The organism is Neobacillus drentensis (assembly GCF_021560175.1).
GTDB lineage: Bacteria > Bacillota > Bacilli > Bacillales > Cytobacillaceae > Neobacillus > Neobacillus drentensis_A.
In genome coordinates this window covers 486,649-500,467 of record NZ_CP091110.1, presented here as the reverse complement: position 1 = coordinate 500,467, position 13,819 = coordinate 486,649, and the positions used below count along the sequence as shown (strand labels likewise).

The 13,819-nt window shown below is 41.4% G+C and carries 11 protein-coding genes; 3 read left to right on the top strand and 8 right to left on the bottom strand.

All coding sequences use genetic code 11. The features are described from left to right. Positions 1-124: 124 nt before the first annotated feature. The 3 genes from L1999_RS02455 to garR all read right to left on the bottom strand — a co-directional run bounded on the left by L1999_RS02455 (position 125) and on the right by garR (position 3,848). Positions 125-1,444, bottom strand: coding sequence for a gluconate:H+ symporter (locus L1999_RS02455; protein ID WP_235742076.1), 1,320 nt, complete (start codon positions 1,442-1,444; stop codon positions 125-127). A gap of 70 nt (positions 1,445-1,514) precedes the next feature. Continuing rightward, positions 1,515-2,951 carry a four-carbon acid sugar kinase family protein gene (locus tag L1999_RS02450; RefSeq protein WP_235742075.1) on the bottom strand — a complete coding sequence of 479 codons (1,437 nt, stop codon included), beginning with the start codon at positions 2,949-2,951 and terminating at the stop codon, positions 1,515-1,517. 3 nt (positions 2,952-2,954) lie between these two features. Next, positions 2,955-3,848 carry a 2-hydroxy-3-oxopropionate reductase gene (gene garR, locus L1999_RS02445; protein ID WP_235742074.1) on the bottom strand — a complete coding sequence of 298 codons (894 nt, stop codon included), beginning with the start codon at positions 3,846-3,848 and terminating at the stop codon, positions 2,955-2,957. 264 nt (positions 3,849-4,112) lie between these two features. Here garR and L1999_RS02440 point away from each other — a divergent pair, with 264 nt between their 5' ends. Beyond that, on the top strand, positions 4,113-4,733 hold the full coding sequence (locus L1999_RS02440) for a GntR family transcriptional regulator (RefSeq protein WP_235742073.1): 621 nt from the start codon (positions 4,113-4,115) through the stop codon (positions 4,731-4,733). 94 nt (positions 4,734-4,827) lie between these two features. On the opposite strand, the gene L1999_RS02435 is transcribed toward L1999_RS02440, so the two are convergent. The 3 genes from L1999_RS02435 to L1999_RS02425 all read right to left on the bottom strand — a co-directional run bounded on the left by L1999_RS02435 (position 4,828) and on the right by L1999_RS02425 (position 8,661). Further along, entirely contained in the window at positions 4,828-5,535 is a 708-nt protein-coding gene (locus tag L1999_RS02435) for a M48 family metallopeptidase (protein ID WP_235742072.1), read from the bottom strand. A gap of 18 nt (positions 5,536-5,553) precedes the next feature. Continuing rightward, positions 5,554-6,054: a YehS family protein gene (locus L1999_RS02430; protein ID WP_235742071.1), complete on the bottom strand. Its 501-nt coding sequence runs from the start codon at positions 6,052-6,054 to the stop codon at positions 5,554-5,556. 243 nt (positions 6,055-6,297) lie between these two features. Beyond that, a complete protein-coding gene (locus L1999_RS02425; protein ID WP_235742070.1) occupies positions 6,298-8,661 on the bottom strand; it encodes an ABC transporter ATP-binding protein/permease in 2,364 nt (787 codons plus the stop codon). Positions 8,662-8,796: 135 nt separating this feature from the next. On the opposite strand from L1999_RS02425, the gene L1999_RS02420 reads away from it, so the two are divergent. Further along, on the top strand, positions 8,797-9,471 hold the full coding sequence (locus L1999_RS02420) for a response regulator transcription factor (RefSeq protein WP_235742069.1): 675 nt from the start codon (positions 8,797-8,799) through the stop codon (positions 9,469-9,471). Beyond that, complete coding sequence (locus L1999_RS02415) at positions 9,468-10,541, top strand: HAMP domain-containing sensor histidine kinase (protein ID WP_235742068.1); 1,074 nt, start codon at positions 9,468-9,470, stop codon at positions 10,539-10,541. The genes L1999_RS02420 and L1999_RS02415 overlap by 4 nt, the downstream gene beginning before the upstream one ends. A 166-nt stretch (positions 10,542-10,707) precedes the next feature. Here L1999_RS02415 and rlmD read toward each other — a convergent pair whose 3' ends face one another. Continuing rightward, positions 10,708-12,078 (bottom strand): 23S rRNA (uracil(1939)-C(5))-methyltransferase RlmD, encoded by a 1,371-nt coding sequence (rlmD, locus tag L1999_RS02410; RefSeq protein WP_235742067.1) that lies wholly within the window; start codon positions 12,076-12,078, stop codon positions 10,708-10,710. Between the two features lie 255 nt (positions 12,079-12,333). Further along, positions 12,334-13,803: a nicotinate phosphoribosyltransferase gene (locus tag L1999_RS02405; protein ID WP_235744221.1), complete on the bottom strand. Its 1,470-nt coding sequence runs from the start codon at positions 13,801-13,803 to the stop codon at positions 12,334-12,336. Positions 13,804-13,819: the final 16 nt, after the last annotated feature.

Sequence of the window (13,819 nt, the reverse complement as noted above, 5' to 3'; positions counted from 1 at the left end):
CACGTGGTATGAAGCTACCATTCACATATGTAAAAAAGAGTAACTATTCCTTCCTCCTGAAAAGAAGGTAATAGATTACTCTTTTTTCTGATCCTATTTTTCCACTGAATACCGTAAAAAATCTTTAGAGAAAAAGATTTATGATTAACACTCCTGCGAGTCCGACCAATGAAGCAATCGTAACCATAACAGACCAGGTCTTAATTGTTTTACCAATGGAAAGGTTAAAGAATTCTTTGTAAATCCAGAAGCCTGCATCATTTACATGGGAGAACGTCATACTTCCAGCACCTGTAGCTAAAACCATAAGCTCTGGACTTACATGTGTTGCTGCAACGAGTGGTGCTGCAATACCAGCTGCAGTCATACCTGCAACAGTAGCTGAGCCTAGAACGACACGTAATATTGCGGCAATTAACCATGCTAGGATCAATGGCGAAATCGAGGATCCTTCCATTAGATGGGCAACATATTTATCGACATGGCTATCAATCAATACTTGTTTGAATGCACCGCCGCCGCCGATAATCAATAAAATTACTGCAATACTGCTAATCGATGCTGTAAGTGAATTCATCAGTTCCGGCATTTTTCTGCCGCGGTTAAGACCAAATGTGAAGATGGCAACGATTACAGAAATTAACAACGCAATACCAGGATTACCTAAAAATTGAGCAGCAGGTAAAAGACCTGATTTTGGTGCTACAATTTCTACAATAGCCTGGAAGGCAATAAGAATAACTGGAATAAGAGCAGTAAACATACTAATACCAAATCCAGGCATTTCCTCTTCTTTGAAGTGTTTTGGTGTAAAGAGACCTTTTGGAATCTCTACTTCTAAATCTTCCTTTTTAAATAACTTCGTATATAATGGCCCGCTAATAATTACAGCAGGAATAGCGACGATAATCCCATATAATAATGTCTTTCCAAGGTTTGCTTGATAGATGCCCGCAACCGCTGTTGGCCCTGGATGCGGCGGCACAAAGCCGTGCATAGTAATTAATGCTGCGATAACCGGCATTCCAATGTATAGGATGGGAACACCCGCTTCTGCGGCAATTGTGAATACTAACGGGATTAAAACAACAACGCCCGTTTCAAAAAATAAAGCGATTCCAACAACAAATGCAGTAAGAACAGCTGCTAACTGCACTCGCTTTTTGCCAAATGCTCGGATTAAGGTAACAGAGATTCGCTGGGCACCTCCGGAATCAGCCATCAGTTTCCCAATCATACCCCCAAAAACAATCACTAAAGCTAGATTTCCCAATGTGCCGCCCAAACCGGTTGTAATAGATGTCATCGCTTCTACTGGTGACATTCCTTCCATTATACCTACGAGCAATCCGACTACAATCAACGAGATGAATGCGTTTAACTTAAAGACCACCATCAATAATAGTAATAATGCTACCCCTATGCAGATATATACTATTGGCATTTTCTCCATCTTCTCCTTTGTTTAAGGGGATGCCAATCCTATGTTTATTGGCATCCTTTTAAAATAAAATTTATCTGCCGCTTAATATTTCAGCAACCTCTTTTAAATCGGTTTTGGATCCTACGTTCCCTGGGAAAATGACATAAGCCATACCAGGATACTTGCTTTCAGCCCCTGTTCTCCACACCGGGATACCAGGGCGAATTTGCCCAGCGACTGTTGCTCTCTTCACTTTCAAGCCTTTTGTCCCAACATCACTGGAGGTAATCCCGCCTTTTGCAATCAGAAAGTCCGGTCTAACTTGTAATCTCGTAACGATACTTGTCACCGCATCTGAAATCGAAACGGAGAGTTTTAATTCTTCTTCCTTTTTGTCTTCCCCAAGGTCAAGACGCTCTCTGCTGGTATAAACAGCAACGGTTTTACCGGAACGAATAAGATCCTCAGTTGTTTCAATAACCCGGTCACATTCTTTTTGAAATGCTTCGGGCTGTAAAACTAAATGGCTATTAAACTCAATAAATTCAATGGCACTTAACTTTTTAAGCTCTTCCAGCTGTTCGGTCGTTTTTTTCACATGGGAACCAATAATAATTAATCCGCCATTCCCAGTTTCTTCTCCCACTAATTCTGCTCTAGTAAGCAGCGGTTTGCTGCTCACTCCTCCGATAACTTTTGGAAGAGCGGCTGCACTCCTAAATAAGAAGTTCTTGCCGCTGTTGATAGCCTGTACTAAAGCAATGGTAAAGATTTTTACATCCGCCTCATCAGCAGCATTGACTACTACTTTATTAAAATTGTTCACTTGAAGAAGCTGTTCGGTTATTTCTTCAATCTGCAATGAACGAAGCTGTTCAAGTGAAATATATAATGTATTTTCAGCAGTAAATTCTCCATTAGACTTCTCTTCAATCCATTCACCTAAATCAGACTTTGTGTACCCAAAGGTGCGATCCTTGGCAAATTCTGTTTCGCCGGCCGGTACAAGCTCTTCACCGTACTGAACATAGTGAATATTATTGATCGTAAGGCGCCCTCCCTCTTTGAAGAAAGGCAGGATGACTTCGCCATCCATTTTCAAATCAGAAGCAGTCTCAATCGTTTCCTTTAAAACGTTTGTTTCTAAAGGATAGTGGCCTCTTAAAGTTGAATCTCCACGGCTGATAATCATGAATTCCCGGTTTAATTTCGATGCTGCCGTTAGAATATTTTCCGCTATTTCCCGATGGGCCTTCTCAGTTTCTTCTGCTGTAAACCCTCGTGAATTGGTCAAGATAAAAAACATCGACTGTTCTTCCTTAAATCCCTGTTCGATACTTTCTAGAGACCAATCTGTAAAAACTGAGATGTCATGAACCGTTTGAACACCAGTCGGATCATCATCCAAAACAATTATTTTTTTATTTAAGGACGTTAATGCTTCCTTAAGCAATTGATCAACATGGACATGGTTTACTTCAGGAAGAGTTTCAAGAATTTCTATGGATACGCTCTTTGTCTCATTCATGTTTTAAACCCTCTTTACTTCAACATTTGCAAGCTTTTCATAGTATCTAACAATGCTGCCATGATCGTCTTTGATTTTCCCATCCACCTTTAACGCATGGAAAATCTCTAATAATTGGCTTGATAGCGGTAATGGAACACCGATTTCATGGGCTGTATCCATTACATTAGTAATGTCTTTCATATTGATGGCAATGCTTCCGCCTGCAACAAAGTTTCGGTCTAAAATCATTGGTACCTTTGCATCGAGCACTGCACTTCCTGCAAGACCACTTCTGATGGCCTGATACATTTTTTCAACATTAATACCTGCCTTTGCTGCTAATACAAGTGCCTCAGACATAGCGGCAATGTTAAGGTTTACAATTATCTGATTAGCAAGTTTTGCCGTTACACCACAGCCATTATCACCTACTAGGGTTACATCCTTACCCATGCCATAAAAAACGGATTGAACACTTTCAAAAACATCTTCCTTACCGCCAACCATGATCGCTAACGTACCGTCAATGGCTTTTGGTTCCCCGCCGCTAACAGGTGCATCGAGCATTCCTACACCTTTTTTTGCCGCTTCATTTGCAAGTTCTCTTGATACTTCAGGAGTAATAGAACTCATATCAATGATGACGGAGCCTTCTTTTGCTCCTTTTAAAATGCCATTTTCACCTGAAACAACTTGTTTCACGTGTTGAGAAGCTGGCAGCATGGTAATAATGACATCACTTTTTTCTGCCACTTCTTTAGGTGATGCCGCTGCAGCTGCTCCAGCTTCTACTAAACTATTTACCGCCTCTTGATTAAGATCAAAAACAGTCAGTGTGTGCCCTGCCTTCATTAAGTTTAATGACATTGGTTTTCCCATGATGCCAAGTCCAATAAAACCAACTTTTCGTTCCATTTTACTTCCTCCTCTATTTCCTTTGATTTAATATACATTAAGCTAGTTGCGCTTTCTCAAAATTAACGCAATCGCTTTCAATTAGTGATTACATTTGATATTGTATACTAACTTTTTTATTTTGTATACATTTTTAATAGTTTTTGTATACAAAAAAATATTTTGTGTATACTAGATTGTGGATATAAGATGAAGTTGGTATTTTTTTATCTTTAAATTTGGTAAGATAATTTTAATTAGTGAAATTATATTGAGGTGAAAGCTTTGTTAGGAAGTGATCGTTCTCGCCCTGCTTTTCATCAATCCTATGAAATTATTCGCGATAAAATTTTAAATGGAGATCTTCCCGGGGGGACCAAAATTGTTGAAGAAAAGGTTGCCGCTGAATTAGGTGTAAGTAGAACACCGATAAGGGAGTCCATTCGGAAATTGGAACAAGAAGGACTTATTGTGAATAAGAGGGTTGTGAAGCCGACCGAAAAAGATTTGAGAAATATGTTCCAAGTCCGCATACTCTTGGAGGGCTTTTCAGCAAAATGTGCAGCATCGTATCTCCAAGAAGATGAACTTGAATCTTTGTATAACTGTGTGGAGATTGGAAGAAAAGGTGCTATCGAAGAAATCATGCGTGCTAATGAACGTTTTCATGAAATAATTGTTCATGCCAGCAATAATCCGGTTATGATTGATATCATTGATCGGATGCAATCTACGATTTATCTTTTTCGGAAAACGGTTGTATTTTACAACCGTCCTCATTTAATCGATGAACATGAGGAAATCTATGAGGCCATTAAGGCAAGAGACGGGGAAAAAGCTGAAATGCTGATGAAAAATCATTTACAAGCTGATTTAGACTTTTGCTTGCATTTAATTGGCAGCTAGGTTTTAAAGAAGATGCATCTTCCTGTACTTTAGGAAGATGTGTTTTTTTAAGGAAAACAAAAAGCACCTGCAGAATGCAGATGCCTTGTTTGATCTAAACGGTCATTTTCCAATTTGAAACTGCCAGCCAGTTTTCCTTTTCCTTATAATCGGGCATGATTTTTCCAACCAGGCGCCAAAAGGAGCGGTCATGATTCAGATGGACCATATGGCACATTTCATGAACGACTACATAGTCAACCACCTCACGTGGTGCCATGGCCAGCCTCCAATTGAAGGTTAGCTGCTGCCTTGAATCACAAGTTCCCCAGGTTGTTTTACTATCCGTAATCCGGATAGAGCGCGGTTTTGTTTTAAAGTAGCTTTGATAGGAGGTGATACTCTTCTCGACTAAAGCTTTACACTGCTGATAATAGAAGCGTTTAAGAGCTTGCTTTACGCTCTCATCTTCCATCTTCTTCACATAGATTCGTAACGTCTCTCCTTCAAACACCACATAATCCTGCTCGATCTGATTGTTTTCAAGGAGTTCAACAGGATAATTGTTCCCTAAATAAAGAAAACTCTCCCCCTGCTCATAGAGCCTTTTCTGTGGACCCTCGAGCCTATCCTGCATTTCTTTCAATTTTTGCTGAATTAGCTCCCATTTTTCCTCTAATAATCGAAGCACTCTATCGTCAGGTATCCCTTTCGGAGCCTGGACTTCCAGATTTCCATAGCTATCTATCGTGATTCCTATCGAAGTTCTATTTTTGTACTTGATTTCAAAACGTATCGTCTTCCCTAAGTAGGTATGTATCATCTCATCACCTATCGTTCGTTATCCCCTGTACTTAAGCGCTAATCCTTTTAAGAAATTCCGAGCAAATTTATCGCCGCATTCTTTATAATTCTTATGCCCTTCTTTTCTTAATAAAGCACCGAGTTCCCCTTTTGATACCCTGATACCTGCCAGTTCAAATATTTCGAGCATATCGTCTGTTGTTAAGGCCAGGGCTATTTTGACCTTCTTTAAGAGAAGATTATTCACGTTTGCGCTTTTTGGTGAGACCGGTTCGGGTGTATTAGACTCTCCTGGTTTGGGTTCTTGTCTTCCTCTTTTAAAAATAATCAGGCCATTTAAAAAGGAATCAAACATATTGTTATTACATTTGATTTGATTGTCATCTTCATATTCATCTTCATCATCTGACTTTGTTAGGATCTGGATTACCTCTGGGACAGTTACTTCCTCACCGCCAAGTTTAAAGATCTCGGCCATTTCTTTATTTTTTATTTCCAATGCATATCGCAAGCGAATTAATATATCGTTATTATCCATTTAATGGACCTCCTACTTTTTAGATCAATCTTGCCTCTTCCTCAACATGTCTGATTTCCTCTATATAAGCTTTTCCTATAAGAGGATACTTTAATAAACCCTATATTTCAGAAAGACAATTACCATTATAACAGTTATAACAATGTCGTGATATGTATGGAACAAATTGAAAGAATGGGAACAGTAGCAAAACAGGGTCAGTCCCCGATACATAAAAGCAGCGGAGGACTGACCCCAAAAATATTATTCACTACGAAGTGCAATGACCGGGTCTTTCTTTGCAGCCATTCTTGACGGGATAAACCCGGCAATTAAGGTGAGCAGCATGCTTCCGACAACCAGTACTGCTGCATGAAGCGGATTAAGTTTTGCTATTCCGGAAATTCCGGCAAGTTTTACTATAATGGAGTTAATTGGTATGGTCAGTAGATACGAAATACCTACACCAAGTATACCTGCAGCAAATCCAATAATCAGAGTCTCCGCATTAAATACCCGTGAGACGTCTTTTTTTCTGGCACCCACACTGCGAAGGATGCCGATTTCCTTCGTGCGCTCAATAACCGAAACATAGGTGATAATTCCAATCATAATCGTGGAAACCAAGAGTGAAATAGCGGCAAATCCTGTCAGAACATATGTGACGGTATTCAGCAATGTTCCTGTAATGGAAGTAATCGTTTCTGCCAGATCAGAATAAATCAGTTGATTCTTGTCTGCTTTCCCATGATTGTATTGATCCAGGTATTTTTTTATCTTATCTTTGCTTTCATAATCTTTCGGATAAATATTGATGCCCGTAGGGGTCGTATCTGCCCCAAGCTTCAATAAGGCTTGATCCTTTGCCGTGTTGTCCTCGAAAGGAGTGGAAAGCAGGACATCCTTATCAGAGGCTTTTTGTACAGCAGCAATTTCGCTCTTTTGCGCATCTTGAACCACATTTGCAGTCAGATCAGGACTATACGCAATACCCGGTGACAAATAGCTGCTGGTGACATCCTTTTTTGGACGCAGAATGCCGGTAATGGTGAGTTTTGTACCGGAACTGCTGTCATACAGCTTTTCATAATCCGCCGGTGCGGCTGAAGTAAATAAATCGCCCTTTTTCGTATAATAATCGTTATTCGGAATGACTTTTACTATCGATTTACCAATAAAATCTGTCAACTTGTAATCTTCGGCATTGTCGGTAATACCTAGTTTTTCAAAAAATCCTTTATCAATGCGGTTATATTTATCAACCACTAATACCACTTCGTTTTTTCCAGCGGGCATGCGGCTTCCCTCGCCGATTAAATCATATAGTGATAAAATGAAGTGATTGCTGGCAGGGAGCTCTTGCCAATAGGAGTTATTACCTCCCATCATTCCCCTGCCGGCCGAAACAGTCTTGGTTTCAAATTTTACTGCCGTGTCCTGTCCTTTTGCTAAAAGATTGACAGTTACTCCATGTGTATAGGAAATGTTGTTGACGGTATTCGGCACTTTTGTTTCTAATTTTCCGATATAATTGAGATAGTCTTGTGTAATAATATTGCTGTGCTTTTTACTGTTTTTCTCTTTGTCGTAGGAATACATAATATTTTTCTTCGGATATTCTGAAAATGAGCCGGCATTGTTATTCCTTCCAGGTCCGCGGTCAGTCAAATCCATCGTCTGCTCACCTGTATTGATGGTGATGGGATAGCCGGAGAGTGCATCGGCCTGCATGCTTCTCATATAGGTCGACAAGCCATTTGAAAGAGCCAACACAAGCGCAACACCTATAATCCCAATACTTCCGGCAAAGGCTGTGATCATCGTTCTGCCTCGTTTTGTCAGCAGATTTTTAAAAGAAAGCGATGTCGCCGTAACTAGTGACATGGAGGTTTTCTTAAACTTCTGCTTTTTCGGTGCCGGTGCGGCTGCATTTTCTGTTTCAGCTTCCGTTACCGGGTTGCTGTCCGACTGAACTTCACCGTCTAATAGACGGATAATTCTGTTTGAATATTGGTCTGCTAGTTCACCATTATGGGTAACCATAATGACAAGCCGCGTTTTGGCCACTTCTTTTAAAATATCCATCACCTGGACGCTGGTATGACTATCCAGCGCCCCGGTTGGCTCATCGGCAAGAATAATATCAGGGTCATTGACAAGCGCACGTGCAATGGCGACACGCTGCATCTGGCCGCCGGACAATTGATTTGGCTTCTTTGTGAGATGGTCGGCAAGCCCCACATCCATTAGTGCCTGCTTCGCTCTTTGTTTTCTTTCGGGGGCGGATACGCCCGATAAAGTCATCGCAATTTCCACATTCTGCAGCACCGTTTGATGACCGATCAGATTATAGCTTTGAAAAACAAAGCCGATTGACCGGTTGCGGTATGCATCCCAGTCGCTGTTCTTGAATTCTTTCGTGGACAAGCCGTTTATTATCAAATCGCCGCTGTCATACCGATCCAATCCGCCAATGATATTAAGAAGTGTCGTTTTTCCGCAGCCCGACGGACCGAGGATGGAAACAAGTTCGTTCTCACGGAATCCAATTGAGATCCCCTTTAAAGCGGTAACGACTTCCCCGCTTTTGTAGGTTTTATTAATATTGTCCAATTTGAGTTTTAGCATAAAGATTCCTCCATTTATAGGTACGTTCGAAGTGTAGCAATGAAAAGTAAACTGAAAATCAACTGGCTGGTTGATGTTCGGTTTACTTTTCTAAGATAGAATTAGATATCCTATATATAAATGGGAGGCAGATGAATGTTTAAGATATTAGTGGTTGAAGATGACACAAATACCAGAAAATTGATGTGTGCCGTTTTAAAAAAGAACGGTTTTGTGACATACAGTGCCGAGGATGGTATCGCTGCACTTCATTTAATGGAAAATCAGCACATAGATTTAGTGGTGCTTGATATCATGATGCCGAATATGGACGGCTATGAATTAACACGGCAACTCCGGCTTTCGTGGGGAAATCTGCCCATTTTGATGGTTACGGCCAAGCAGGAGCCAAAGGACAAAAAGCAGGGATTTCTTGCCGGTACGGATGATTATATGACAAAACCGGTGGATGAAGAGGAGATGGTCCTTCGCATTAAAGCACTTCTCCGCCGGGCCCAGATTGCCAGCGACCACAAACTGACATTCGGCAAGGTTGTGCTCGATTATGATGCGCTCACCGTATCACGTGAGGAACAGGTAATCTCGCTTCCTCAAAAAGAATTTTACCTATTATTTAAGCTGCTATCCTATCCAAACATGATTTTTACCCGCCTGCAGCTTATGGATGAGATTTGGGGGATGGAATCCGAAACCGATGATCACACACTCAATGTTCATATCAACCGCTTGCGCGACCGATTTCGGGATTGGTTGGAATTTGAAATTGTTACGGTTCGGGGCCTCGGCTATAAAGCGGTGAAAAAAACATGAGAGAATTTTTTAAAAAGCGGTTGAGCCTTGCGATCACATTGGTGATGTTTGTATTCGGGGTTATGGTTGCGACCTTTTTGGTGATTGGCGGCAGTGTCGCACTATTACATCATTTGGGCGTTATTTCTCTTTCTGAACATCATACACGGAGTTCAGGTGAAGACAATGGACATCCTCTGTACGCGTTATTTGTCCTTTTTGGCCTCTGTATTTTGCTTGGAACAGCACTGACAGCCTTTTTTAGCAAAAAAGCACTGAACCCGATCCGCAAAGTCATTGACGCTACACATAAGGTGGCCGGTGGTGATTTTAGCGTGAAGGTTGATTTAAAAGGCATCGGAGAATTAGAAGAACTGTCCCGTAGCTTTAATAAAATGACACAAGAGCTTTCAGGCATAGAAACACTAAGAGGTGATTTCGTCAACAACTTTTCCCATGAATTTAAAACGCCCATCGTATCTGTACGTGGTTTTGCAAAGCTTCTCAAGGAAAATAATCTTACCGGGGAAGAACGACAGGAATATCTAGACATTATCATAACGGAATCAGAGCGCTTAGCTGCGCTTTCCACCCATGTGCTTACCTTGTCAAAATACGAAAACCTTGAAATTATTGGTGATAAAGCCGCATTCAGGCTAGATGAACAGATCAGAAGGACAATCGTCTTAATGGAGCCCAAATGGTCTGCAAAAGAGATTACAGTAAATGTCGAATTAGAAAAAGTGATCTATAGCGGAAACGAAGAATTGACACAGCATATTTGGCTTAACCTTTTAGATAATGCTATTAAATTTTCCTATCAAAGTGGCTTGATTACAATTACTCTTACGAAGGTAAATGACCAGATTTGTTTTGTCATTCAAGATGACGGCTTTGGTATGGACGAAGAGACTGCAGCTCATATTTTTGATAAATTTTATCAAGCCGATCCTTCTCATTCTAAAACAGGGTACGGACTTGGACTTCCCCTTGTAAAACGCATAGTGGAACTTTGCGGCGGTGACGTGACCGTACAAACCGAGCCCGGTAAAGGAAGCATATTTACCGTTGTATTGCCCTGTTTTAGCTAAACATTACTGAAGGGTTTGAAAGAAATAAAAAAGCAAAAAACCCAATCTTTTGACCTAGCCATAACTATTTCTTTCTATTTGGTAATAAGTTGCCCAACACACTCCACATATGTAAGTCTTTCATTATAAAAACAAAAGGCGGTCCCCTCATTTGAGGGCAGACTGCCTATTTTAATTTAAGTTGCACGACGCACTCCACATGCGTTGTCATCGGGAACATATCAACCGGCTGGACCTCAATGGTTTTGTAGCCGCCATCCTCAAGAATTCGTAAATCCCTGGCAAGTGTTGCCGGATTGCAGGATACATAAACAACCTTCTTAGGCTTCATTTCAATAATGGTCTGAAGTAATGCTTCATCACAGCCTTTGCGAGGCGGGTCAACCACGAGCACATCAGCGGCATTGCCCTCCTTGTACCACTTCGGAATCACCACTTCTGACTCTCCCGCCGCAAACTCAGCATTGGTTAGTCCGTTCAGCTCGGCATTTCGTCTGGCATCTTCAATTGCTTCTGGCACCACTTCTACACCGAAAACTCTTTTAGCCTTTTGCGCTAAAAATAACGAAATGGTCCCGATTCCACAATACGCATCAATGACGGTTTCTTCACCGCTTAAGTCCGCATATTCAAGTGCTTTGTCATAAAGCACCTTTGTCTGGACCGGATTAACTTGGTAAAACGACAAAGCGGAAATGGCGAATTTGACTTCACCAATATAGTCATAAATGACCTCACTTCCCCAGAGTACCGTTGTTTTTTCACCTAAAATAACATTGGTCCGCTTGGAATTAACATTATGAACAATCGATTTCACCTTTGGCAGCCGAGCGACAATTTCTTCTACCAGCCGATTCTTTTGTGGTAAATCTGCTGTTCTAGTAATCAGCACAACCATCAGCTCACCAGTCTGCTTACCATAGCGGGCCATGATATGGCGGAGCACTCCTTTATGTGTTTCCTCCTGATAGGCCGCGATCCCAAGTTTGCTGCAAATCTCTTTAATTAGTTGAACGGCCTCATTAATTTCCGGTAATTGAATCAGGCTTTCATCCGTATCAACAATTTCGTGGCTTCTTGGTTTAAAAAAGCCGGCAATCAGTTTGCCATCCTTTTCACCAACAGGCACCTGCGCCTTATTCCGATAATGCCACGGACTTTCCATTCCGAGAATCGGATGCACAACCACCTCTTCAAGTTTACCAATCCGCGTCAGCACCTCGCGGACTTGGTTTTCTTTGTACGTTAACTGTCCTTCATAACTGATATGCTCAAGCTGGCAGCCACCGTATTTATGACGGTCACTGCTTGGAATTTCCACCCGGAACGGGCTTTTCTCATAAAGTTCCATTAATCTTCCGAAGCCATAACTTTTACCAGTTTTAATTACTTTCACTTTCGCTTTTTCACCCGGCAGTCCGTTGGGAACGAAGAGTGGATATCCATCCACCTTTGCTACGCCTGCCCCGTCATGGGTTAAATCTTCGAACACGACATCTATAAATTCATTTTTCGTTACTGGAATGGTTTTGTTCATTTCGTTCTTCCTTTTCTCCGAATTGACTAGAAAGATTGTAACATATAATGGGGTGGAACACGAAATGGAGCTCGGGGAGGACACAATTCGGCGGGTTTTTGGGATAATTCCGCGAAAGTCTTTATTTATTCCGCGCAATTCCCGATTAATTCCGTGTAAAACAGCCATTTTTCCGTGAAAATTCTCGATTATTCCGTTGCGAGTCCCTTCAAGCAGCATAAAACAAGGACGCCCCCGGTAGGACGCCCTCCAAATTTACTCTTCCGCTTGCATTGCAGCCACTTTTTCTTTTACTTCTTCAATATTTCTCATCTTGTTATCCCAGCATTTTTGACTTAAGTCGACTGGATATTCTTCCGGATTCATTGTCCGTTTATACTCATCCCAAAGGGCATCAAGGTTTTGTTTTAAATAGTCACGGGATTCTTCCAAACAAGGAACTTCATAGACAAGCTCACCGTTCGTAAATATGTCAACATGGAGTTCCTTTGCCGTAAAGTTGGTTACCACTTTATTGATAAACGTATGGGTAGGATGGAACATACGGAGCCGTTTTTCTGGAAGGACTTCCTCTTCCATCGCAATATAATCCCCTTCGGCATGATGATTGGTATTATTGATAATCCGGTAAATTTTTTTCATCCCCGGAGTTGTTACCTTAACCGGATTGGAGGAAATTTTAATGGTATCAACTAATTCCCCTTGTTCATCCTCAATGGCGACAATTTTATAAACTGCACCAAGTGCCGCTTGGTCATAGGCGGTAATCAATTTCGTCCCAATTCCCCAGCTGTCAATCCTTGCTCCTTGGCCTTTCAAACTGATGATCGTATATTCATCAAGGTCACTTGACGCCACAATTTTAGCATCAGGAAAACCGGCCTCATCCAGCATTTTCCGAGCCTCTTTGGATAGATATGCAAGGTCACCGCTGTCAAGACGGATTCCGATGAAATTAATCGTATCGCCCAGTTCCTTTGCAACCTTAATGGCATTTGGCACACCGAGGCGGAGGGTATCATATGTATCAACTAAAAAGACACAATCCTTATGTGTTTCCGCATATTTATGGAAAGCTGTATATTCATCCTTATATGCCTGCACCATCGCATGGGCATGTGTTCCCGATACTGGCACGCCAAAGAGCTTTCCTGCCCGAACATTACTGGTTGAGTCAAATCCTGCTAAATAGGCCGCTCGTGTTCCCCAAATGGCCGCATCCATTTCCTGTGCTCGTCTCGTACCAAATTCCATCGCAACCGCATCACCGACAACCTGCTTAATTCGAGAAGCTTTCGTTGCAATTAATGTTTGGTAGTTCACAATATTAAGTAAAGCTGTTTCAATAATTTGTGCCTCTCCTAAGGGTGCGTCCACACGTAAAATGGGTTCATTGCCAAAGACAAGCTCACCTTCTTGCATGGCACGGATGGATCCGGTAAACCGCATATTTTTCAAATAATCGAGAAAATCATCCTTGTACCCTACTTCTTCCTTCAAATATTCAAGGTCTTCCTCACTAAAACGGAACCCTTGGATAAATTGAATGACCTTTTCCAAGCCCGCGAAAACAGCATAGCCATTTCCAAACGGCAGCTTGCGGAAAAACAGCTCAAATACAGCCCGTTTATTATGTATGCCGTCTCTCCAATACGTCTCTGCCATATTTATCTGGTATAGGTCAGTATGCAGAGCTAAACTATCATCATGATAAATGTGTTTCATCATAAAACCTCCGGAA

Excerpts from the sequence above, each read along its gene's own strand:
- L1999_RS02455 (WP_235742076.1), bottom strand. The coding sequence starts at position 1,444 with ATGCCAATAGTATATATCTGCATAGGGGTAGCATTATTACTATTATTG.
- L1999_RS02450 (WP_235742075.1), bottom strand. The coding sequence starts at position 2,951 with ATGAATGAGACAAAGAGCGTATCCATAGAAATTCTTGAAACTCTTCCT.
- garR (WP_235742074.1), bottom strand. The coding sequence starts at position 3,848 with ATGGAACGAAAAGTTGGTTTTATTGGACTTGGCATCATGGGAAAACCA.
- L1999_RS02435 (WP_235742072.1), bottom strand. The coding sequence starts at position 5,535 with ATGATACATACCTACTTAGGGAAGACGATACGTTTTGAAATCAAGTAC.
- L1999_RS02430 (WP_235742071.1), bottom strand. The coding sequence starts at position 6,054 with ATGGATAATAACGATATATTAATTCGCTTGCGATATGCATTGGAAATA.
- L1999_RS02425 (WP_235742070.1), bottom strand. The coding sequence starts at position 8,661 with ATGCTAAAACTCAAATTGGACAATATTAATAAAACCTACAAAAGCGGG.
- L1999_RS02420 (WP_235742069.1), top strand. The coding sequence starts at position 8,797 with ATGTTTAAGATATTAGTGGTTGAAGATGACACAAATACCAGAAAATTG.
- L1999_RS02415 (WP_235742068.1), top strand. The coding sequence starts at position 9,468 with ATGAGAGAATTTTTTAAAAAGCGGTTGAGCCTTGCGATCACATTGGTG.
- rlmD (WP_235742067.1), bottom strand. The coding sequence starts at position 12,078 with ATGAACAAAACCATTCCAGTAACGAAAAATGAATTTATAGATGTCGTG.
- L1999_RS02405 (WP_235744221.1), bottom strand. The coding sequence starts at position 13,803 with ATGAAACACATTTATCATGATGATAGTTTAGCTCTGCATACTGACCTA.